Origin of the sequence: Streptomyces sp. NPDC048734 (assembly GCF_043198675.1) — a bacterium.
Taxonomy (GTDB): domain Bacteria; phylum Actinomycetota; class Actinomycetes; order Streptomycetales; family Streptomycetaceae; genus Streptomyces.
Window position 1 is genome coordinate 395116 of the sequence record NZ_JBICUZ010000006.1, and the last position, 21161, is coordinate 416276.

Annotated in this window: 16 protein-coding genes; 14 read left to right on the forward strand and 2 right to left on the reverse strand. The window is 72.9% G+C overall.

Features of this window, described 5'->3' with window-relative positions; translation table 11 throughout:
• Nucleotides 1–4 precede the first annotated feature (4 nt).
• From ACGFQC_RS19005 to ACGFQC_RS19060, 12 genes are all read left to right on the forward strand, one after another.
• Nucleotides 5–1291 carry a dihydroorotase gene (locus ACGFQC_RS19005; RefSeq protein WP_363091383.1) on the forward strand — a complete coding sequence of 429 codons (1287 nt, stop codon included), beginning with the start codon at nt 5–7 and terminating at the stop codon, nt 1289–1291.
• A complete protein-coding gene (locus ACGFQC_RS19010) occupies nt 1288–1863 on the forward strand; it encodes a hypothetical protein (protein WP_363091384.1) in 576 nt (191 codons plus the stop codon). Before ACGFQC_RS19005 ends, ACGFQC_RS19010 begins: the two co-directional genes overlap by 4 nt.
• Nucleotides 1860–3017 (forward strand): glutamine-hydrolyzing carbamoyl-phosphate synthase small subunit, encoded by a 1158-nt coding sequence (gene carA, locus ACGFQC_RS19015; RefSeq protein ID WP_363091385.1) that lies wholly within the window; start codon nt 1860–1862, stop codon nt 3015–3017. The genes ACGFQC_RS19010 and carA overlap by 4 nt, the downstream gene beginning before the upstream one ends.
• Nucleotides 3010–6318 (forward strand): carbamoyl-phosphate synthase large subunit, encoded by a 3309-nt coding sequence (gene carB, locus ACGFQC_RS19020; protein WP_363091386.1) that lies wholly within the window; start codon nt 3010–3012, stop codon nt 6316–6318. Before carA ends, carB begins: the two co-directional genes overlap by 8 nt.
• 63 nt (nt 6319–6381) lie before the next feature.
• Nucleotides 6382–7488 carry a quinone-dependent dihydroorotate dehydrogenase gene (locus ACGFQC_RS19025; protein WP_363091387.1) on the forward strand — a complete coding sequence of 369 codons (1107 nt, stop codon included), beginning with the start codon at nt 6382–6384 and terminating at the stop codon, nt 7486–7488.
• Nucleotides 7485–8327 carry an orotidine-5'-phosphate decarboxylase gene (gene pyrF, locus ACGFQC_RS19030; protein ID WP_363091388.1) on the forward strand — a complete coding sequence of 281 codons (843 nt, stop codon included), beginning with the start codon at nt 7485–7487 and terminating at the stop codon, nt 8325–8327. The genes ACGFQC_RS19025 and pyrF overlap by 4 nt, the downstream gene beginning before the upstream one ends.
• Before the next feature lie 279 nt (nt 8328–8606).
• Nucleotides 8607–8930, forward strand: coding sequence for an integration host factor (locus ACGFQC_RS19035; RefSeq protein WP_073493500.1), 324 nt, complete (start codon nt 8607–8609; stop codon nt 8928–8930).
• A 60-nt stretch (nt 8931–8990) separates the two neighbouring features.
• Nucleotides 8991–9584, forward strand: a complete 594-nt coding sequence (gmk, locus tag ACGFQC_RS19040) for a guanylate kinase (protein ID WP_363091389.1) — start codon at nt 8991–8993, stop codon at nt 9582–9584.
• Between the two features lie 52 nt (nt 9585–9636).
• Nucleotides 9637–9909, forward strand: a complete 273-nt coding sequence (rpoZ, locus tag ACGFQC_RS19045; protein WP_003977348.1) for a DNA-directed RNA polymerase subunit omega — start codon at nt 9637–9639, stop codon at nt 9907–9909.
• Between the two features lie 122 nt (nt 9910–10031).
• Nucleotides 10032–11234 (forward strand): bifunctional phosphopantothenoylcysteine decarboxylase/phosphopantothenate--cysteine ligase CoaBC, encoded by a 1203-nt coding sequence (gene coaBC, locus ACGFQC_RS19050; protein WP_363091390.1) that lies wholly within the window; start codon nt 10032–10034, stop codon nt 11232–11234.
• Between the two features lie 235 nt (nt 11235–11469).
• Nucleotides 11470–12678, forward strand: coding sequence for a methionine adenosyltransferase (metK, locus tag ACGFQC_RS19055; RefSeq protein WP_363091391.1), 1209 nt, complete (start codon nt 11470–11472; stop codon nt 12676–12678).
• A 170-nt stretch (nt 12679–12848) separates the two neighbouring features.
• Nucleotides 12849–15026, forward strand: coding sequence for a primosomal protein N' (locus ACGFQC_RS19060; RefSeq protein WP_363091392.1), 2178 nt, complete (start codon nt 12849–12851; stop codon nt 15024–15026).
• 445 nt (nt 15027–15471) lie between these two features.
• Here the strand turns inward: ACGFQC_RS19060 and ACGFQC_RS19065 are convergent, their stop codons facing one another.
• The gene (locus ACGFQC_RS19065; RefSeq protein ID WP_363091393.1) at nt 15472–16017 is read right to left on the reverse strand and encodes a hypothetical protein; all 546 of its coding nucleotides are present in this window, start codon (nt 16015–16017) and stop codon (nt 15472–15474) included.
• Between the two features lie 271 nt (nt 16018–16288).
• On the opposite strand from ACGFQC_RS19065, the gene fmt reads away from it, so the two are divergent.
• Nucleotides 16289–17245, forward strand: a complete 957-nt coding sequence (gene fmt / locus ACGFQC_RS19070; RefSeq protein ID WP_363091394.1) for a methionyl-tRNA formyltransferase — start codon at nt 16289–16291, stop codon at nt 17243–17245.
• A gap of 231 nt (nt 17246–17476) precedes the next feature.
• Complete coding sequence (locus ACGFQC_RS19075; protein WP_363091395.1) at nt 17477–18895, forward strand: transcription antitermination factor NusB; 1419 nt, start codon at nt 17477–17479, stop codon at nt 18893–18895.
• Here ACGFQC_RS19075 and ACGFQC_RS19080 read toward each other — a convergent pair.
• The gene (locus ACGFQC_RS19080; RefSeq protein ID WP_363091396.1) at nt 18876–21155 is read right to left on the reverse strand and encodes an MMPL family transporter; all 2280 of its coding nucleotides are present in this window, start codon (nt 21153–21155) and stop codon (nt 18876–18878) included. The two genes, ACGFQC_RS19075 and ACGFQC_RS19080, sit on opposite strands and share 20 nt — an antisense overlap.
• Nucleotides 21156–21161: the final 6 nt, after the last annotated feature.

Below are 21161 nucleotides of genomic sequence, written 5' to 3' on the forward strand. Positions count from 1 at the left end.
AACCATGAGCAAGATCCTTATCCGTGGTGCGCGGGTCCTCGGCGGCGAGCCGCAGGACGTCCTGATCGACGGCGAGGTCGTCGAGGCCGTCGGCAGCGGGCTGTCCGCCGAGGGCGCCGAGGTCGTCGAGGCCGGGGGCAAGGTGCTGCTGCCGGGCCTCGTCGACCTGCACACCCATCTGCGCGAGCCGGGCCGCGAGGACTCCGAGACCGTCCTGACCGGCACCCGCGCCGCCGCGAGCGGCGGTTTCACGGCCGTCTTCGCCATGGCCAACACCTTCCCCGTCGCCGACACCGCCGGCGTCGTCGAGCAGGTCTGGCGACTGGGCCGGGAGCACGGCTACTGCGACGTGCAGCCGATCGGCGCCGTCACCGTCGGCCTGGAGGGCAGGAAGCTCGCCGAGCTGGGAGCGATGCACGAGTCCGCCGCCGGCGTCACCGTCTTCTCCGACGACGGCAAGTGCGTGGACGACGCCGTGATCATGCGCCGCGCGCTGGAGTACGTGAAGGCCTTCGGCGGCGTCGTCGCCCAGCACGCGCAGGAGCCGCGGCTGACCGAGGGCGCCCAGATGAACGAGGGCGTCGTCTCCGCCGAGCTGGGGCTCGGGGGCTGGCCGGCCGTCGCCGAGGAGTCGATCATCGCGCGGGACGTGCTGCTCGCCGAGCACGTCGGCTCGCGCGTCCACATCTGCCACCTGTCCACCGCCGGCTCCGTCGAGATCGTCCGCTGGGCCAAGTCCCGCGGCATCGACGTCACCGCCGAGGTCACCCCGCACCACCTCCTCCTCACCGACGAACTGGTGCGCTCCTACGACCCGGTCTACAAGGTGAACCCGCCGCTGCGCACCGAACGTGACGTGCACGCCCTGCGCGAGGCCCTCGCCGACGGCACCATCGACATCGTCGCCACCGACCACGCCCCGCACCCGCACGAGGACAAGGACTGCGAGTGGGCCGCGGCCGCCATGGGCATGGTCGGCCTGGAGACCGCGCTGTCGGTGGTCCAGGAGACGATGGTGGAGACGGGCCTGCTGACCTGGGCCCAGGTCGCCGACCGCATGTCCTTCACGCCGGCCCGCATCGGGCGGGCTCAGGGGCACGGCCGCCCCGTCTCGGCTGGTGAGCCCGCCAACCTCACGCTCGTCGACACGGCATACCGTGGACGGGTGGACCCCGCGGGCTTCGCCTCGCGCAGCCGGAACACCCCGTACGAGGGGCGTGAGCTGCCGGGCCGTGTGACGCACACCTGGCTCCGGGGCAAGGCCACGCTCGTCGACGGGAAGCTCACGTGACACCTGTAATCCTGCTCGCGGCCGAGAGGGAATCGGCCGAAGTGACCGACTGGGCCGCCCGCCTCGGCTGGGTCGTCGGACTCGGCCTCTTCGTCGCGCTCGTCTACTGGCTGATGCGCGAGGGCTGGAAGTGGCGCGGCACGCTCCAGGGCGACCTGCCGGAGCTGCCCACCGCGCCCTCCGAGCCCGGCGAGGCGAAACTGACTGTGCTGTCGATGAGCGGCCGCTACCACGGCTCCACCACCGCCGGCCAGTGGCTGGACCGCATCGTGGCGCACGGCCTGGGCACCCGCAGCCGGGTCGAGCTCACCCTGACGGACGCGGGACTGGACGTCGTACGCCCCGGCGCGAACGACTTCTTCGTCCCGGCCGGCGCGCTGCGCGAGGCGGTGCTCGGCAAGGGCATCGCCGGCAAGGTCCTCACCGAGGGCGGACTGCTCCTGGTGACCTGGGAGCACGGCGGCACACTGATCGACTCCGGTTTCCGCTCGGACCACGCGGCCGAGCACACCGAGTGGGTCGAGGCCATCAACTCCATGATCAACAAGAGGGAAACGGAAGGCGCACGATGACGACCTCCATCCAGGGGATCGCCTCGCAGAGGCACAAGGCGGCTCCCGCCGTACTCGTCCTGGAGGACGGCCGCACCTTCCGCGGCCGTGCCTACGGGGCCGTGGGGGAGACCTTCGGCGAAGCGGTGTTCTCCACCGGCATGACCGGCTACCAGGAGACCCTGACCGACCCCTCCTACGACCGTCAGATCGTCGTGGCGACCGCGCCGCAGATCGGCAACACCGGCTGGAACGACGAGGACGACGAGTCGGGCCGCATCTGGGTCTCCGGCTACGTCGTCCGTGACCCCGCGCGCGTGCCGTCCAACTGGCGCTCCAGGCGCTCCCTGGACGACGAACTGGTCGCGCAGGGGGTCGTCGGCATCTCCGGCATCGACACCCGAGCCCTCACCCGTCACCTGCGCGAGCGCGGCTCCATGCGCGCCGGCATCTTCTCCGGCGAGGCGATCGCGGCCGGGCCCGAGCTGCTCGCACGGGTGCAGGCCCAGCCGCACATGAAGGGCGCGAGCCTCTACGAGGAGGTCGCCACCAAGGAGGCGTACGTCGTCCCCGCGGTCGGCGAGAAGCGGTTCACCGTCGCCGCGATCGACCTCGGCATCAAGGGCATGACCCCGCACCGCATGGCCGAGCGCGGCATCGAGGTGCACGTGCTGCCCGCGACCGCCACGGCGGACGAGGTGTACGCCGTCGGCCCGGACGGCGTGTTCTTCTCCAACGGCCCGGGCGACCCGGCCACCGCCGACGGCCCCGTGGAACTGATGAGCGAGGTGCTCCGACGCCGGACGCCCCTGTTCGGCATCTGCTTCGGCAACCAGATCCTCGGCCGCGCCCTCGGCTTCGGCACCTACAAGCTGAAGTACGGGCACCGCGGCATCAACCAGCCGGTCCAGGACCGTACGACCGGCAAGGTCGAGGTCACCGCGCACAACCACGGCTTCGCCGTGGACGCGCCGCTCGACAAGGTCAGCGACACCGAGTTCGGCCGCGCCGAGGTGTCCCACGTCTGCCTCAACGACGACGTCGTGGAGGGGCTGCAGCTGCTCGACCAGCCGGCCTTCTCCGTCCAGTACCACCCCGAAGCGGCAGCGGGCCCGCACGATGCCGCCTACCTGTTCGACCGCTTCGTTTCCCTGATGGAGGGCCAGCGTGCCTAAGCGCACCGATATCCAGTCCGTCCTGGTCATCGGCTCCGGCCCGATCGTCATCGGACAGGCAGCCGAGTTCGACTACTCCGGCACCCAGGCGTGCCGCGTCCTGCGCGCCGAAGGCCTGCGGGTGATCCTCGTCAACTCCAACCCGGCGACGATCATGACCGACCCGGAGATCGCCGACGCCACCTACGTCGAGCCGATCACCCCGGAGTTCGTCGAGAAGATCATCGCCAAGGAGCGGCCGGACGTCCTGCTGCCGACGCTCGGCGGTCAGACGGCCCTCAACACCGCGATCTCCATGCACGAGCAGGGTGTGCTGGAGAAGTACGGCGTCGAGCTGATCGGCGCCAACGTCGAGGCGATCCACAAGGGGGAGGACCGCGACCTCTTCAAGGGCGTCGTCGAGGCCGTCCGCGAGAAGATCGGGCACGGCGAGTCCGCCCGGTCCGTGATCTGCCACTCCATGGACGACGTGATCGCGGGCGTCGAGACGCTCGGCGGCTACCCCGTCGTCGTCCGCCCCTCCTTCACCATGGGCGGCGCCGGCTCCGGCTTCGCCCACGACGAGGAGGAACTGCGCCGCATCGCCGGCCAGGGCCTCACGCTCTCGCCGACCACCGAGGTGCTCCTGGAGGAGTCCATCCTCGGCTGGAAGGAGTACGAGCTGGAGCTGATGCGCGACAAGCACGACAACGTCGTGGTCGTCTGCTCCATCGAGAACTTCGACCCCATGGGCGTGCACACCGGCGACTCGATCACCGTCGCGCCGGCGATGACGCTGACCGACCGCGAGTACCAGCGGCTGCGCGACATCGGCATCGCGATCATCCGCGAGGTCGGTGTCGACACCGGCGGCTGCAACATCCAGTTCGCGGTGAACCCCGAGGACGGCCGCATCATCGTCATCGAGATGAACCCGCGCGTGTCCCGCTCGTCGGCGCTGGCCTCCAAGGCGACCGGCTTCCCGATCGCCAAGATCGCGGCCAAGCTCGCCGTCGGCTACACCCTCGACGAGATCCCGAACGACATCACCCGGGAGACCCCGGCCTCCTTCGAGCCCACGCTCGACTACGTGGTCGTCAAGGCCCCCCGCTTCGCCTTCGAGAAGTTCCCGAGCGCGGACTCGACGCTGACGACCACCATGAAGTCCGTCGGCGAGGCCATGGCCATCGGCCGCAACTTCACCGAGGCCTTCCAGAAGGCGCTGCGCTCGCTGGAGAAGAAGGGCAGCCAGTTCACGTTCGTCGGCGAGCCCGGCGACAAGCAGCAGCTCCTGACGGAGGCCGTCCGTCCCACCGACGGCCGGATCAACACCGTCATGCAGGCCATCCGCGCGGGCGCCACCCCCCAGGAGGTCTTCGCGTTCACGAAGATCGACCCCTGGTTCGTCGACCAGCTGTTCCTGATCAAGGAGGTCGCGGACGAGCTGGCCGCCGCCGACCGCCTCGACGGCGACCTGCTCGCCGAGGCCAAGCGGCACGGCTTCTCCGACCAGCAGATCGCCGAGATCCGCGGCCTGCGCGAGGACGTCGTCCGCGAGGTCCGGCACGCGCTGGGCGTCCGCCCCGTCTACAAGACGGTCGACACCTGCGCCGCCGAGTTCGCGGCGAAGACGCCGTACTTCTACTCCTCCTACGACGAGGAGAGCGAGGTCGCGACCCGCGAGAAGCCGGCCGTCATCATCCTGGGCTCCGGGCCGAACCGCATCGGCCAGGGCATCGAGTTCGACTACTCCTGCGTGCACGCCTCCTTCGCGCTGTCCGACGCCGGGTACGAGACCGTGATGGTCAACTGCAACCCGGAGACCGTCTCCACCGACTACGACACCTCCGACCGCCTGTACTTCGAGCCGCTGACGCTCGAGGACGTGCTGGAGATCGTCCACGCGGAGGCGCAGGCCGGTCCGATCGCTGGTGTCGTCGTCCAGCTCGGCGGCCAGACCCCGCTGGGCCTGGCGCAGGCGCTGAAGGACAACGGGGTGCCGATCGTCGGCACGCCTCCGGAGGCGATCCACGCGGCCGAGGACCGGGGCGCGTTCGGGCGCGTGCTCGCCGAGGCCGGGCTGCCGGCCCCGAAGCACGGCACGGCCACCACCTTCGCCGAGGCCAAGGCCATCGCCGACGAGATCGGCTACCCGGTCCTCGTCCGCCCGTCGTACGTCCTCGGCGGCCGCGGCATGGAGATCGTCTACGACGAGACCCGGCTGTCCGCCTACATCGCCGAGTCGACCGAGATCAGCCCCACCCGGCCGGTCCTCGTCGACCGCTTCCTCGACGACGCCATCGAGATCGACGTCGACGCGCTCTACGACGGCGAGGAGCTGTACCTCGGCGGCGTCATGGAGCACATCGAGGAGGCCGGCATCCACTCCGGCGACTCGGCGTGCGCCCTGCCCCCGATCACCCTCGGCGGCTTCGACATCAAGCGCCTGCGGGTCTCCACGGAGGCCATCGCGCGCGGGGTGGGCGTCCGCGGTCTGATCAACATCCAGTTCGCGATGGCCGGGGACATCCTCTACGTCCTGGAGGCCAACCCGCGCGCGTCCCGCACCGTCCCCTTCACCTCGAAGGCGACCGCAGTGCCGCTGGCCAAGGCCGCCGCCCGGATCTCGCTGGGCGCGACCATCGCCGAACTGCGCGCCGAGGGGCTGCTCCCGGCGACCGGTGACGGCGGCGAGCTGCCGCTGGACGCGCCGATCTCCGTCAAGGAGGCCGTGATGCCGTGGACCCGCTTCCGCGACACCTCCGGCCGCGGCGTCGACACCATCCTGGGCCCGGAGATGCGCTCCACCGGCGAGGTCATGGGCATCGACTCAGTCTTCGGCACGGCGTACGCCAAGTCGCAGGCGGGCGCCTACGGCCCGCTGCCCACCAAGGGCCGCGCGTTCATCTCGGTCGCCAACCGCGACAAGCGGTCGATGATCTTCCCGGCGCGCGAGCTGGTCGCCCACGGCTTCGAGCTGCTCGCCACCTCCGGCACCGCCGAGGTCCTCAGGCGCAACGGCCTCAACGCCACGGTCGTGCGCAAGCAGTCCGAGGGCATGGGCCCGAACGGCGAGAAGACCATCGTCCAGCTCATCCACGACGGCCAGGTCGACCTCATCGTCAACACCCCGTACGGCACCGGTGGCCGTCTCGACGGTTACGACATCCGTACGGCGGCGGTGGCGCGCTCGGTGCCCTGCCTGACGACGGTCCAGGCGCTCGCCGCCGCCGTCCAGGGCATCGACGCGCTCAACCACGGGGATGTGGGGGTGCGTTCCCTCCAGGAACACGCCGAGCATCTGATCGCGGCCCGCGACTAGCAAGCCCCAGGGGGACACCGGAAACGGTGTCCCCCTCTGTATGAGGTCTTCGAGGACACAGTCATGTACCAGCTCTTCTTCCGTCTGGCCTTCTCCCGTATGGACCCCGAGAAGGCCCACCACCTGGCCTTCCGCTGGATCCGGCTCGCCGCCCGGATCCCGGTGCTCCGCACGTTCGTCGCGGCCGCCCTCGCCCCCCGCCACCGGGAACTGCGCACCGAGGCCTTCGGCCTGCGCATGCACGGCCCCTTCGGGCTCGCCGCCGGCTTCGACAAGAACGCGGTCGCCGTCGACGGCATGGCGATGGTGGGCTTCGACCACGTCGAGATCGGCACGGTCACCGGGGAGGCACAGCCCGGCAACCCCCCCAAGCGGCTGTTCCGCCTGGTCGCCGACCGGGCGTTGATCAACCGCATGGGCTTCAACAACGACGGCTCGCTGACCGTCGCCGCGCGCCTGGCGTCCCGGGAACCCGTCTTCAAAACCGTCGTCGGCGTCAACATCGGCAAGACCAAGGCCGTGCCGGAGGCCGAGGCGGTCGCCGACTACGTGAAGTCGGCCGAGCGGCTCGCGCCGTACGCCGACTACCTGGTCGTCAACGTCTCCTCCCCGAACACGCCGGGGCTGCGCGACCTCCAGGCCACCGAGGCGCTGCGGCCGCTGCTGAGCGCCGTGCGGGAGGCCGCCGACCGCACGGTCGCCCACCGACGGGTGCCGCTGCTGGTCAAGATCGCCCCCGACCTCGCCGACGAGGACGTGGACGCCGTCGCCGACCTCGCCGTGGAGCTGGGCCTGGACGGGATCATCGCCACCAACACCACCATCGCGCGTGAGGGCCTCGGGCTGACCTCGCCGCCCGCCCTGGTGCAGGAGACCGGCGGTCTGTCGGGGGCACCGCTCAAGGCGCGCTCCCTGGCGGTGCTGCGGCGCCTCTACGCGCGCGTGGGCGACCGCATCACCCTCGTGGGCGTCGGCGGCATCGAGACCGCCGAGGACGCCTGGGAGCGCATCCTGGCGGGCGCCACCCTCGTCCAGGGCTACAGCGCCTTCGTCTACGAGGGGCCCTTCTGGGCCCGCGCGGTCCACAAGGGGCTCGCCGCCCGCCTGCGCACCAGCCCGTACGCCACCCTCGCCGACGCGGTCGGCGCCGACGTGAGGAAGACGGCATGACCCTGGAGCCCTTCGGCGCCCGTCTGCGCCGCGCCATGGACGAGCGCGGCCCGCTGTGCGTCGGCATCGACCCGCACGCCTCGCTGCTCGCCGAGTGGGGCCTGGACGACACCGTCGCCGGTCTGGAGCGGTTCAGCCGGACGGTCGTCGAGGCCATGGCCGACCGTGTCGCCGTCCTGAAGCCGCAGAGCGCCTTCTTCGAACGGTTCGGCTCGCGCGGGGTCGCCGTCCTGGAGAGGTCGGTCGAGGAGGCGCGGGCGGCCGGCGCCCTGGTCGTGATGGACGCCAAGCGCGGTGACATCGGCTCGACCATGGCCGCCTACGCCGAGTCCTTCCTGCACGAGGACGCCCCGCTCTTCTCGGACGCGCTGACCGTGTCGCCGTACCTCGGCTACGGGTCGCTCTCGCCGGCCGTGGCCCTCGCGCGCGAGAGCGGCGCCGGACTCTTCGTGCTGGCGCTCACCTCCAACCCGGAGGGCGGCGAGGTCCAGCACGCGGTGCGCGCGGACGGCCGTACCGTCGGCGCGACGATGCTGGCGCACCTGGCGGCCGAGAACGCCGGTGAGGAGCCGCTGGGCTCCTTCGGCGCGGTCGTCGGCGCGACGCTCGGTGACCTGTCGACGTACGACCTCGACATCAACGGCCCGATCCTCGCGCCCGGCATCGGCGCCCAGGGGGCCACTCCGGCGGACCTGCCGCACGTCTTCGGGGCCGCGGTGCGCAACGTCGTGCCGAACGTCAGCCGCGGAGTGCTGCGCCACGGTCCCGACGTGGTCGCGCTGCGTGACGCCGCGGACCGGTTCGCGCAACAGGTCAGGGCCGCGGTCGAGGCCGCCTGACCGCCCGCGGCCGTCCGGCCGGGACCCCTGCCGGACGGCCGCGGAGCGACTTGAGCCTGAATACATTCTCAAATCCGGGGCAATTTGTCTTAAATATCCATCCTGGCGGAGGCTGACCAGGACTTTTCCGCTGTTCTCGCTGACTCTGGCGGTGTTGGCCGCTAGTCTCCGAGCGGAGGGTCAACGGGCAACCGTGTTGCTCGTGGCTCTCCAGGTGTGGGGCGACTAGGTTCCTCACCGGTCCGTATCCGACAGTTCGACATCCGAGGTGACGTAGGCGTGGCTCTTCCGCCCCTTACCCCCGAACAGCGCGCAGCCGCGCTCGAAAAGGCCGCCGCGGCTCGCCGGGAGCGGGCCGAGGTCAAGAATCGACTCAAGCACTCCGGCGCCTCCCTGCACGAGGTCATCAAGCAGGGCCAGGAGAATGACGTCGTCGGCAAGATGAAGGTCTCCGCGCTCCTGGAGTCCCTGCCCGGCGTGGGCAAGGTCCGCGCCAAGCAGATCATGGAGCGGCTCGGCATCTCCGAGAGCCGCCGGGTGCGCGGTCTCGGCTCCAACCAGATCGCCTCCCTGGAGCGTGAGTTCGGCGACACGGCCAAGTGAGTCCGACGTGCTCCGGGCACAGCGTCCCGGGCACGGCGCGACAGCTGGAATAATCGCTGCATGGCAGTAACACCCCGGGGGACGACCCCCGAGCCCCCGGACGCACGTCCGCGGCTGACCGTGCTCTCCGGCCCCTCCGGGGTCGGCAAGAGCACGGTCGTCGCCCATATGCGCAAAGAACACCCCGAGGTCTGGCTCTCGGTCTCGGCGACGACCCGCAGGCCCCGCCCCGGCGAGAAGCACGGCGTCCACTACTTCTTCGTCACCGACGACGAGATGGACAAGCTGATCGCCAACGGCGAGCTGCTGGAGTGGGCCGAGTTCGCCGGCAACCGCTACGGCACGCCGCGCGCGGCCGTGCTGGAGCGCCTGGAGGCGGGCGAGCCCGTCCTCCTCGAGATCGACCTCCAGGGCGCGCGGCAGGTCCGTGGCTCCATGCCCGAGGCCCAGCTGGTGTTCCTGGCTCCGCCCTCCTGGGAGGAGCTGGTGCGCAGGCTCACCGGCCGCGGCACCGAGTCGCCCGAGGTCGTCTCCCGCCGTCTGGACGCGGCCAAGGTCGAACTCGCGGCCGAGCCGGAGTTCGACGAGACCCTGGTCAACACCTCCGTCGAGGACGTGGCGCGCGAGCTGCTAGCCTTGACCGGTGTTGTGTGATCACGACTGTGTGATCATGCCCCGTCTTTTTCCACCTATCGGAAGGTAGAGCGTGTCCTCTTCCATCTCCGCTCCCGAGGGCATCATCAACCCGCCGATCGACGAGCTCCTCGAGGCCACCGACTCGAAGTACAGCCTCGTGATCTACGCGGCCAAGCGGGCCCGCCAGATCAACGCGTACTACTCGCAGCTCGGCGAGGGCCTCCTCGAGTACGTCGGTCCGCTCGTCGACACCCACGTCCACGAGAAGCCGCTCTCGATCGCGCTCCGCGAGATCAACGCGGGCCTGCTGACGTCCGAGGCCATCGAGGGCCCGGCTCAGTAGTATTTTCAGCTCGCAGTAGGTTTTTCCACAGGCCCGGCGGCGCGACTGCCGGGCCTGTGGTGTGTGATGGACCCGTGCGCCGGGAGCCGCGGCGTACGGTTTCCGAGGTCCGGGGAGAGACAGTGGACAAACCCAAGGTCGTGCTCGGGGTCAGCGGTGGCATCGCCGCCTACAAGGCCTGCGAGCTGCTGCGCAGGCTGACCGAGTCGGGCCACGACGTGCGCGTCGTCCCCACCGCCTCCGCCCTGCACTTCGTCGGCGCGGCCACCTGGTCCGCCCTCTCCGGCCACCCGGTCTCCACCGAGGTCTGGGACGACGTCCACGAGGTCCCGCACGTCCGCATCGGCCAGCGCGCCGACCTCGTGGTCGTCGCCCCCGCCACGGCCGACATGCTCGCCAAGGCCGCCCACGGACTGGCCGACGACCTGCTCACCAACACCCTGCTCACCGCCCGGTGTCCGGTCGTCTTCGCCCCGGCGATGCACACCGAGATGTGGGAGCACCCGGCCACCCGGGAGAACGTGGCGACGCTGCGCCGCCGCGGTGCCGTCGTCGTCGAACCCGCCGTCGGCCGGCTCACCGGCGTCGACACCGGCAAGGGCAGGCTGCCCGACCCCGCCGAGATCTTCGAGGTCTGCCGACGCGTCCTGGCCCGCGGACCGCGGGAGCCCGACCTGGCCGGGCGGCACGTCGTCGTCAGCGCGGGCGGCACCCGCGAACCCCTCGACCCCGTCCGCTTCCTCGGCAACCGCTCCTCCGGCAAGCAGGGCTACGCCCTCGCCCGTACCGCCGCCGCCCGCGGCGCCCGCGTCACGCTCGTCGCGGCCAACACCGCGCTGCCCGACCCCGCCGGCGTCGACGTCGTCCAGGTCGGCACCGCCGTACAGCTGCGCGAGGCGGTGCTGAAGGCGGCGGCCGACGCCGACGCGGTGGTCATGGCGGCCGCGGTCGCCGATTTCCGGCCCGCCGCCTACGCGCCCGGCAAGATCAAGAAGCAGGACGGGCAGGATCCGGAACCCATCGTTCTGCTGCGGAATCCGGACATCCTCGCGGAGATCTCCGCCGAGCGCGCCCGCCCCGGCCAGGTGGTCGTCGGCTTCGCCGCCGAGACCGACGACGTGCTGGCCAACGGCCGGACGAAACTGCGCCGCAAGGGCTGCGATCTGCTGGTCGTCAACGAGGTGGGGGAGCGCAGGACCTTCGGCTCGGAGGAGAACGAGGCGGTCGTCCTGGGCGCCGACGGCAGCGAGACCCCCGTCCCGCACGGCCCCAAGGAAGCACTGGCCGAAATCGTGTGGGACCTGGTGACGCGGCGACTGGCGTGATTGTTTGATGCGCACGGTCCCCCCGACCTTCGCCCGTTCGGCGTGGCGCCCCTGGCCAACAGCGGCCGGCATTCGGCAGAATGCCTGTGCCGCAGGTCACAGCGCTCCCGAGAGGCGAGACAGGTGGGCCGGTGGTGAAGCGCGACCGATAAACTGTTGTCGGACGACGCCGGGCGCAGCTCCCGTCGCGTCCGCCCATGATCAGCCAGCAGCCGCTGCAACCCCAGGGAGCGTTGTGTCCCGTCGCCTGTTCACCTCGGAGTCCGTGACCGAGGGTCACCCCGACAAGATCGCTGACCAGATCAGCGACACCATCCTCGACGCGCTCCTGCGCGAGGACCCGACGTCCCGGGTCGCCGTAGAGACCCTGATCACGACCGGCCTGGTGCACGTGGCCGGCGAGGTCACCACCAAGGCGTACGCGCCGATCCCGCAGCTGGTCCGGGACAAGATCCTGGAGATCGGCTACGACTCCTCGAAGAAGGGCTTCGACGGCGCCTCCTGCGGCGTCTCGGTGTCCATCGGCGCGCAGTCCCCGGACATCGCCCAGGGTGTCGACACGGCGTACGAGACGCGGGTCGAGGGTGACGACGACGAGCTGGACCGGCAGGGTGCGGGTGACCAGGGCCTGATGTTCGGCTACGCGTCCGACGAGACGCCGACGCTGATGCCGCTCCCGATCTTCCTGGCCCACCGCCTGTCGAAGCGCCTCTCGGACGTCCGCAAGAACGGCACCATCCCCTACCTGCGCCCCGACGGCAAGACCCAGGTCACCATCGAGTACGACGGCGACAAGGCGGTCCGTCTGGACACCGTCGTCGTCTCCTCGCAGCACGCGTCCGACATCGACCTGGACTCGCTGCTCACGCCCGACATCCGCGAGTTCGTCGTGGAGCCGGAGCTGAAGGCGCTGCTGGACGAGGGCATCAAGATCGACACCGAGAACTACCGCCTGCTGGTCAACCCCACCGGCCGTTTCGAGATCGGCGGCCCGATGGGCGACGCGGGTCTGACCGGCCGCAAGATCATCATCGACACGTACGGCGGCTTCGCCCGCCACGGCGGCGGTGCCTTCTCCGGCAAGGACCCGTCCAAGGTCGACCGCTCCGCCGCCTACGCGATGCGCTGGGTCGCCAAGAACGTCGTCGCCGCCGGCCTGGCCGCGCGCTGCGAGGTCCAGGTCGCGTACGCGATCGGCAAGGCCGAGCCGGTCGGTCTGTTCGTCGAGACCTTCGGCACGCACAAGATCGACCCCGAGAAGATCGAGAAGGCCATCGACGAGGTCTTCGACCTCCGCCCGGCCGCGATCATCCGCGACCTCGACCTGCTCCGCCCGATCTACGCCCAGACCGCCGCGTACGGCCACTTCGGCCGCGAGCTGCCCGACTTCACGTGGGAGCGCACGGACCGCGTGGCCGCGCTGAAGGAGGCGGCGGGCCTCTGAGGCCACCGTCACCGCGACTCACCGGGCCCGGCTTCCCCAGGGAAGCCGGGCCTCGGCGTTGCGTGGCGCCGTCCCGCGGCCGGCGGGGCCGGGGAAACGCGGACGTTCGCAGGCGGGGCGCGGGCGCTCGGGGACGGCCGTTGTCAGCGGCGTTTGGTATGAATGCAGGCGTGAGCAGCGAGAACGGGCAGCGGGAGGGCGGTGGCGCCGGGGACGGGGCGCCGCCGGAGCAGCTCGCGCTTCTCCGCGAGAGTGTGCGACAGGCCAAGGCGCCGCGGGCGAAACCGCGGACCTGGCGGGGGGCCGCGCTCGCCGAGGAGATGCCGGTCGCGCGGGTGCTCGTCGACAAGGGCGTCCTGCATCTCGACCGCTACTTCGACTACGCGGTGCCGGCCGAGCTGGATGCGGACGCCCAGCCGGGCGTGCGGGTGCGGGTGCGGTTCGGGGCCGGTCGCGGGCGGGTGCGCGAGGGGCGCCGTGAGGGCGGCGGGCTGATCGACGGGTTCCTCGTCGAGCGGCTCGCCGAGTCGGACTACGCCGGGCCGCTGGCCGCTCTCGCCCAGGTCGTGTCGCCCGAGCCCGTGCTCAGCCCGGAACTGCTGGGACTGGCGCGGTCCGTCGCCGACCGGTACGCGGGCAGCCTGGCGGACGTGCTCCAGCTGGCCGTGCCGCCGCGCAGCGCCCGGGCCGAGCAGCGGCCCTCGCCCGCGCCCCTCCCCCCGCCACCGGCCCCGCCACCGGGCTCGTGGGGGCGGTACGAGCACGGGAGCGCGTTCCTCGACGCGCTGGCCCAGGGCGGGTCCCCGAGGGCGGTGTGGAACGCGCTGCCCGGTCCAGGGTGGAGCGAGGAGCTCGCGCGGGCCGTCGCCGCGACTCTGGCCTCCGGGCGCGGCGCGCTCGTCGTCGTACCGGACGGGCGGGCCGCCGCGCGCGTGGACGGTGCTCTGACGGCCCTGCTGGGGGAGGGGCGGCACGCCCTGCTCACCGCCGACGCCGGGCCGGAGAAGCGCTACCGGGAGTGGCTCGCGGTGCGGCGCGCAAGCGTGCGGGCGGTCGTCGGGACGCGGGCCGCCATGTTCGCGCCGGTGCGCGACCTGGGACTGGTCGCGGTGTGGGACGACGGGGACGACAGCCACAGCGAGCAGCACGCCCCGCAGCCGCACGCGCGCGATGTGCTGCTGCTGCGGGCGGCGCAGGACAAGTGCGCCTTCCTGATGGGAGGTTGGAGCTGCACCGTGGAGGGGGCGCAGCTCGTCGAGAGCGGGTGGGCGCGGCCCCTGGTGGCCCCCCGGGAGCAGGTGCGCCGGGCCGCGCCGCTGGTGCGGACCGTGGGGGACCAGGAACTCGCCCGGGACGAGGCCGCCCGGGCCGCCCGGCTCCCCAGCCTCGCCTGGCAGGCCGTCCGCGAGGGCCTGCGGCACGGGCCCGTGCTCGTTCAGGTGCCGCGGCGCGGCTACGTGCCGCGCATGGCGTGCGCCGCCTGCCGGGCAGCCGCCCGGTGCCGGCACTGTTCCGGTCCCCTGGAGGCGCGGGACGGCGGGGCGCTGTGGTGCGGCTGGTGCGGGCGCGAGGAGGGGGCCTGGCACTGCCCGGAGTGCGGTGGCTTCCGGCTGCGCGCGCAGGTCGTCGGGGCGCGGCGGACCGCCGAGGAACTGGGCCGGGCGTTCCCCGCCGTACCGGTGCGGACGTCCGGGCGGGAGCAGGTGCTGGACACCGTGCCCGGCACACCCGCGCTCGTCGTGAGCACACCGGGCGCCGAGCCCGTCGCCGAGGGCGGGTACGCGGCGGCCCTGCTGCTGGACGGCTGGGCCATGGTCGGACGGCCCGACCTGCGGGCCGGGGAGGACGCGCTGCGGCGCTGGATCGCGGCCGCCTCCCTGGTACGGCCGCAGGGCGACGGGGGGACCGTGGTCGTCGTCGCGGAGCCGACCCTGCGACCGGTGCAGGCGCTGGTGCGCTGGGACCCCGTCGGACACGCCGTGCGTGAACTGTCGGAACGGGCCGAGCTGGGCTTTCCCCCGGTGTCGCGGATGGCGGCCGTCACCGGGACGGGGGAGGCGGTGGCCGCTTTCCTCGGCTCCGTGGAACTGCCCGGGGAGGCCGAGTTGCTGGGACCCGTCCCGCTGCCGGTCACTCCCGCGGGGCGGCCCCGGCGGCCGGGGGCACCGCCGCCCGGCGAGCAGTGGGAGCGGGCGCTGGTCCGGGTGCCGCCGGGGAAGGGGGCCGCCCTGGCCGCCGCGCTCAAGGCCGCGCAGGCCGCGCGGATGGCGCGGGGCGGTGCGGCCTCGCGGGGCGAGGGGGCTTCGGGGGCGGTGTGGGTGCGGGTGGATCCGCCGGACATCGGGTGACGGTCGGTCGGAACAGGAGGGGCGCTGCGGCGGTCTGAGGTCTGAGGTCTGCGCTGCGGCGGTCTGCGGTCGGTGATCGGCTGTGGGTCGGGGCCGGAAGTCGCACTGCGGCGGTCGGCGGCCGACGGTGAGCCGGGGGTGAGCCGGGGGTGGAGGTCGGCCGCGGCCGAAGGGCGCGCGGTCGGCCGTCGGTGGCCGTAGGCGGCCGGCTGCGGCCGCGCTACGGGGCACCGGGCACGGGGCCCGCGGGCCGTGGGCCGCGGCCCACGGTGCACATGGTTCACGAGGCGCATGGGCGCGCCCTGCGGCCGCTTCCGGGCGGCGCCGTACTGCGCCGGGCGGATGTGCCGCCGCCCTGCTCTCCTCCGCCTCGACATGCCTCCGTCGCGCCGCCCTCGACACGCGTCCGCCCCCTCGGGCGTGCCGAGGGGGCAGGGGGGAGGGGTCAGCCGTTCCGCAGGCCGGGGAACGCCGTGGGTCTGACGTCCTCGCGCAGGGACGAGCTGCCCGCCGTCGGCTGGGTCGGCATCGAGCGGGCCGCGGGGACCGTGGGGACCACGGAGATGCCGGTGCCCACATCGACCGTGCGGGGGGCCGGTGTCCCGTCCGCCGTCCGGTCGGCCTCCGTGGCCGCCTGGGCGGCGGCACGGCGGGCGCCGTAGCGGCGGTGGACCGCCTGCTTGGTCACGCCGAGCGCGGAGCCCACCGCGTCCCACGAGAAGCCGAGCGAGCGGTCGAAGTCCACCGCCGCGGTGACCAGGGTCTCGACGCTGTCCCGCAGTTCCTGGGCGAGGCGGACCGTCGGCGCGGGGGCACGTCCGTAGACGACGAAGCCCGTGGACGGGCCGGAGCGGCGCGGGCGGTAGACGTTGCCCAGCTGGGCCGTCAGGGTGCGCAGCGCGTCCACCTGCCGGCGGACCCGCTCGATGTCCCGCACCAGCAGTTGCAGGCTGGCACGGGCCTGGGCGTCGTGGGTTGCGTGGTCGGCCATGAACAAGCCTCTCGAACCGGCGTTGAAGAGATAAGGGGTGGCCCGCGGTGAGGCGCGGTCCGGTGTGGTCAACTCTGTCTTGACCAACGCGGATGTGCTCCGCTGGTCACGGTGTGGGGGCGTATGGGCATATGCGTACGCCCCCGGCGAGGGCGTCGGCCGGCCTTCGGCCTGCCGTGGGTGTCCCGTGCCGTCGGTGGCTTTCCCCGGGGTCGCAATAAACTTGTGCGTCGCCCGTCGTCCGTTCCCTCCGAGAGGCCCGTGCCCACTCATGAAGCTCGTCTTCGCCGGTACCCCCGAGGTCGCCGTTCCCGCTCTGGACGCCCTGCTCGCCTCCGGACGGCACGAGGTGGCCGCCGTCGTCACGCGGCCCGACGCGCAGGCGGGGCGGGGGCGCAGGCTGGTCGCCTCCCCCGTGGCCCAGCGGGCCGAGGAGGCCGGTATCGAGGTGCTGAAGCCGGCCCGGCCGCGCGAGCCGGAGTTCCTGGCGCGGCTCGCGGAGATCGCCCCGGACTGCTGTCCCGTCGTCGCCTACGGCGCCCTGCTGCCCAAGGCGGCCCTCGACATCCCGGCCCACGGCTGGGTGAACCTGCACTTCTCGCTGCTGCCCGCCTGGCGCGGGGCCGCGCCCGTGCAGCACGCCGTCATGGCGGGGGACGAGATCACCGGCGCCTCCACCTTCCTCATCGAGGAGGGGCTCGACTCCGGGCCCGTCTACGGCACGGTGACGGAGGAGGTCCGGACCACCGACACCAGTGGTGACCTGCTCACCCGGCTGGCGTTCGCCGGCGCCGGGCTGCTCGCCGCCACCATGGACGGGATCGAGGACGGCTCGCTGAAGGCCGTACCGCAGCCGCAGGACGGCATCACCCTCGCGCCGAAGATCACCGTCGAGGACGCGCGGGTCGACTGGGCCGCCCCGGCACTGCGCGTCGACCGGGTCGTGCGCGGGTGCACTCCCGCGCCGGGTGCCTGGACGACGTTCCGCGGTGAGCGGCTCAAGCTCATCCAGGTGCGAACCGTGCCGGGGCGCGACGACCTCGCGCCGGGCGCCCTGGCCGTCGGCAAGAACAGCGTGCACGTCGGCACCGGATCGCACGCCGTCGAGCTGCTGTGGGTGCAGGCACAGGGCAAGAAGCCGATGCGGGCGGCCGACTGGGCCCGTGGGGTGCGCATCACGGACGGCGAGCGGGTCGGGGAGTCCGTCGGGGAGCGTGCGGGCGAGTAGCCGACGCCACGGCGGGGGCGGCAGCCGCCGGGAGCAGCGGCACGAGCGACCGGAACGCCGGCCGGGCGGGCGGCCGGGGAGCGACCAAAAGGGCGGCCGGGGGAGCGACCGGAAGGGCGGCCGTGGGAGCAGCGGAGGGACCGGCCGGGACAGCGAGGCTTCCGCACCGGGGCCCGCCCGCCCGTCGTAGGCTGGGCGTACCGTCATCCTGCAATCCGGAGCACCTTTTTCGTGAGCGAGCAGCCCCGCCGTCCCCGCACCACCGGCAAGCCCCACCGTCGGCCCAAGAAGGACCCCGTCCGCTTCCTCGCGTTCGAGGTGCTGCGGGCCGTGGACGAGCGGGACGCCTACGCCAACCTCGTGCTGCCGCCGCTGCTGCGCAAGGCGCGGGCCGGCGGGGACTTCGACGGGCGGGACGCCGCCCTCGCCACCGAGCTGGTGTACGGGACGCTGCGCCGGCAGGGGACGTACGACGCGATCGTCGCCGCGTGCGTCGACCGGCCGCTGCGGGAGGTCGACCCGCCCGTGCTCGACGTGCTCAGCCTCGGTGTGCACCAGCTGCTCGGGACCCGGATCCCGACGCACGCCGCCGTGTCCGCCTCGGTCGAGCTGGCGCGGGTGGTGCTCGGCGACGGGCGGGCCAAGTTCGTCAACGCGGTCCTGCGCAAGGTCGCCCAGCACGACCTCGACACCTGGATCGAGAAGATCGCGCCCTCCTACGACGACGACCCCGAGGACCATCTCGCCGTCGTCCACTCGCACCCGCGCTGGGTCGTCTCCGCACTGTGGGACTCCCTCGGCGGCGGCCGGGCCGGCATCGAGGAACTGCTGGAGGCCGACAACGAGCGGCCCGAGGTGACCCTGGTCGCCCGGCCCGGCCGGGCCACGACGGACGAGCTGCTGCGCGAGGAGGCCGCCGCCCCCGGACGCTGGTCGCCGTACGCCGTGCGGCTCACCGAGGGCGGCGAACCCGGCGCGATCGAGGCCGTGCGGTCCGGGCGCGCGGGCGTGCAGGACGAGGGGAGCCAGCTGGTGGCGCTCGCGCTCGCCAACGCGCCGCTGGAGGGCTCCGACACGCGCTGGCTCGACGGCTGCGCGGGGCCCGGCGGCAAGGCCGCGCTGCTGGCGGCGCTCGCCGCCGAACGCGGCGCCGTGCTGCTCGCCTCGGAGAAGCAGCCGCACCGGGCCGGGCTCGTGGCCAAGGCGCTCGCCGGGAACCCCGGGCCTTACCAGGTCGTCGCCGCCGACGGGACGCGGCCGCCGTGGCGGCCCGGTTCCTTCGACCGGGTGCTGATGGACGTCCCCTGCACCGGGCTCGGCGCCCTGCGCCGCCGGCCCGAGGCACGCTGGCGGCGCAGGCCCGAGGACCTGGACGGCTTCGCGCCCCTGCAGCGGGGCCTGCTGCGGACCGCGCTGGAGTCCGTACGGGTCGGGGGCGTCGTCGGGTACGCCACCTGTTCCCCGCACCTCGCGGAGACCCGGGCCGTCGTCGCCGACCTGCTCAAGCAGTTCCCGGAGGCCGAACTGGTCGACGCCAGGCCCCTGCTCCCGGGCGTGCCCGCCCTCGGCGACGGGCCCGACGTCCAGCTGTGGCCGCACGTGCACGGGACCGACGCGATGTACCTGGCGCTCATTCGGAGGACCGGCTGACCGGAGCCTGCGGCCGGGGCACCTGCGCTGCCGCGCCGTCCCGGTGGGCCAGCGGGTGCGGCCACCACACCTTCTCGCCCAGGTCCAGGAAGAGCGCGGTGACCAGGACGGACCGGACGACGAAGGTGTCCAGCAGGACGCCCAGCGCGACCGCGAAGCCGATCTCCGCGAAGCCCAGGACGGGAAGCGTGCCGAGCGCGGCGAAGGTGCCGGCCAGGACCAGGCCGGCCGAGGTGATCACCGCCCCGGTCGTGGCCAGGCCGGTGACCACGCCGGGCCGGGTGCCCTGACGGACCGACTCCTCGCGGATGCGGGTCGTCAGGAAGATGTTGTAGTCGATGCCCAGCGCCACCAGGAACACGAACACGAACAGCGGGAAGGCCACGTCCTCGCCCGCGTAGCCGAAGACGTGCCGGAAGGCGAGGGCGCTCAGTCCGAGCGCGGTGGCCAGCGACAGCACCACCGTCCCGATCAGCAGCAGCGGCGCCACCAGGGCCCGCAGCAGCACGCAGAGCACGAGCAGCACCACGACCAGGACGAGGGGGATGACCAGGTAGTTGTCGTGGGTCTGGGCCTCGTCCATGTCCAGCAGGGCCGCGGTGCCGCCGCCCACCCGCGCGTCGGCGCCGGGCACGGCGTGCACCGCGTCGCGCACGCGCTCCACGGTCGCCTTGGCCTCGGCACTGTCGGCGGGGGCGCGCATCGTCGCCTCCAGCAGCACCTTCCCGTCGTGCTCGGGCGCGGTCCCGGGCGGTGTGCCGATGCTCGCCGGGACGACGCCCGGGTCCGCGGCGACCGTGCGGCCCACCCGCTCGGCCCGGTCCGCGTTCGACACGATCACCAGCGGATCACCGGCGCCGGCAGGGAAGTAGCGCGCCGACACCTTCTGGCCGACGATCGAGTCCGGTTCACCGGTGAGGGCGTCCGCGTTGGCGATGCCCGCCGCGCGCAGCTGGAACAGACCGAGGGACAGGGCCGCCAGCACCGCGGCCGTGATGCCCCACACCATGCGGGGGCGGCGGGCGATACCGCGGCCGGTACGGGCCCACACGCCGCCCACGGTGGGATCCGCGGACCCCTCGTGCGGAACGGCCGGCCAGAAGATCCAGCGGCCGAAGACGAGCAGCAGGGCCGGGAAGAGGGTGAGCATCGCCAGCAGGGCGACCGCGACCCCGATCGCGGCGACCGGGCCCAGGCCCCGGGTCGAGTTCATCTCGGCGACCAGCAGCACCAGCATGCTCAGCACGACCGTGGCGCCGGAGGCGACGACCGCCGGACCGGCGCGGCCCAGGGCCAGCTCCATCGCCTCGTGCCGGTCGTGGTGGCGGCGCAGCTCCTCCCGGTAGCGGGCGACCAGCAGCAGCGCGTAGTCGGTGCCCGCGCCGAAGACGAGCACCGTCAGGATGCCCGCGCTCTGGCCGTTGACCGTCAGACCGGCGTGCGTGGCGAGGACGTGGATCAGCGCCTGGGCCGTGAACAGCGCGGCCACCACCCCGAGCAGCGGCACGAACAGCAGGACCGGGCTGCGGAAGGTGAACAGCAGCATCACGACCACGACGGCCATCGCGGAGAACAGCAGCGTCGTGTCGATGCCTTCGAAGGCCTCGGAGAAGTCGGCCGAGGTGCCGCCGGGTCCCGTGATGTGGACGGTGAGTCCGTCCTCGCCCCGGCCCACGTCGTCGCGGACGGACTCGACCGCGGGGGCGATGCGCTGCCAGCCCTGTGCGTCCATGGTGATGGGCACGTAGATCTGGGCGGCCCGCGGCGCCGTCGGCCGGTCGAAGACCGGGCCCTTGACCTCCGCCCCGCGGACGCCGTGCGCGCGCAGCGCGCTCACCTGGCGGACGTCCTCGGCGATCCGCTGCCGGTCCCGGTCGGTCAGCCCGTCGGCGCGCGCGTAGACGACGACCGCGGGGATCTGCTCCGGCCGGAACTCCTCGGAGACGCTGAGGACCTGCGTGGACTCGGCTGAACCCGGCAGCCACGACTGGGCGTCGTTGTCCTGCGCCTCGTCCAGCTTCGCGCCGAAGGGCGCCGCGATCACCAGGACGACCAGCCAGAGAACCAGGACCAGCCACTTGGACCGCCGTCCGCAGACGAGCCGGACGGCACCCCGCTTCCAGACGTCGAGCCGCCTCACAGCTGCCCCCGTTCCCGAACGTGGTACCGGTGGGGCACCCAGGACGGCACGTGCGGCCCCCGCGGAACGTCCGGCGGACGTCCCGGTTGTGGACAGGGGCGAACGAACGTGCCCGGACATGGCAGT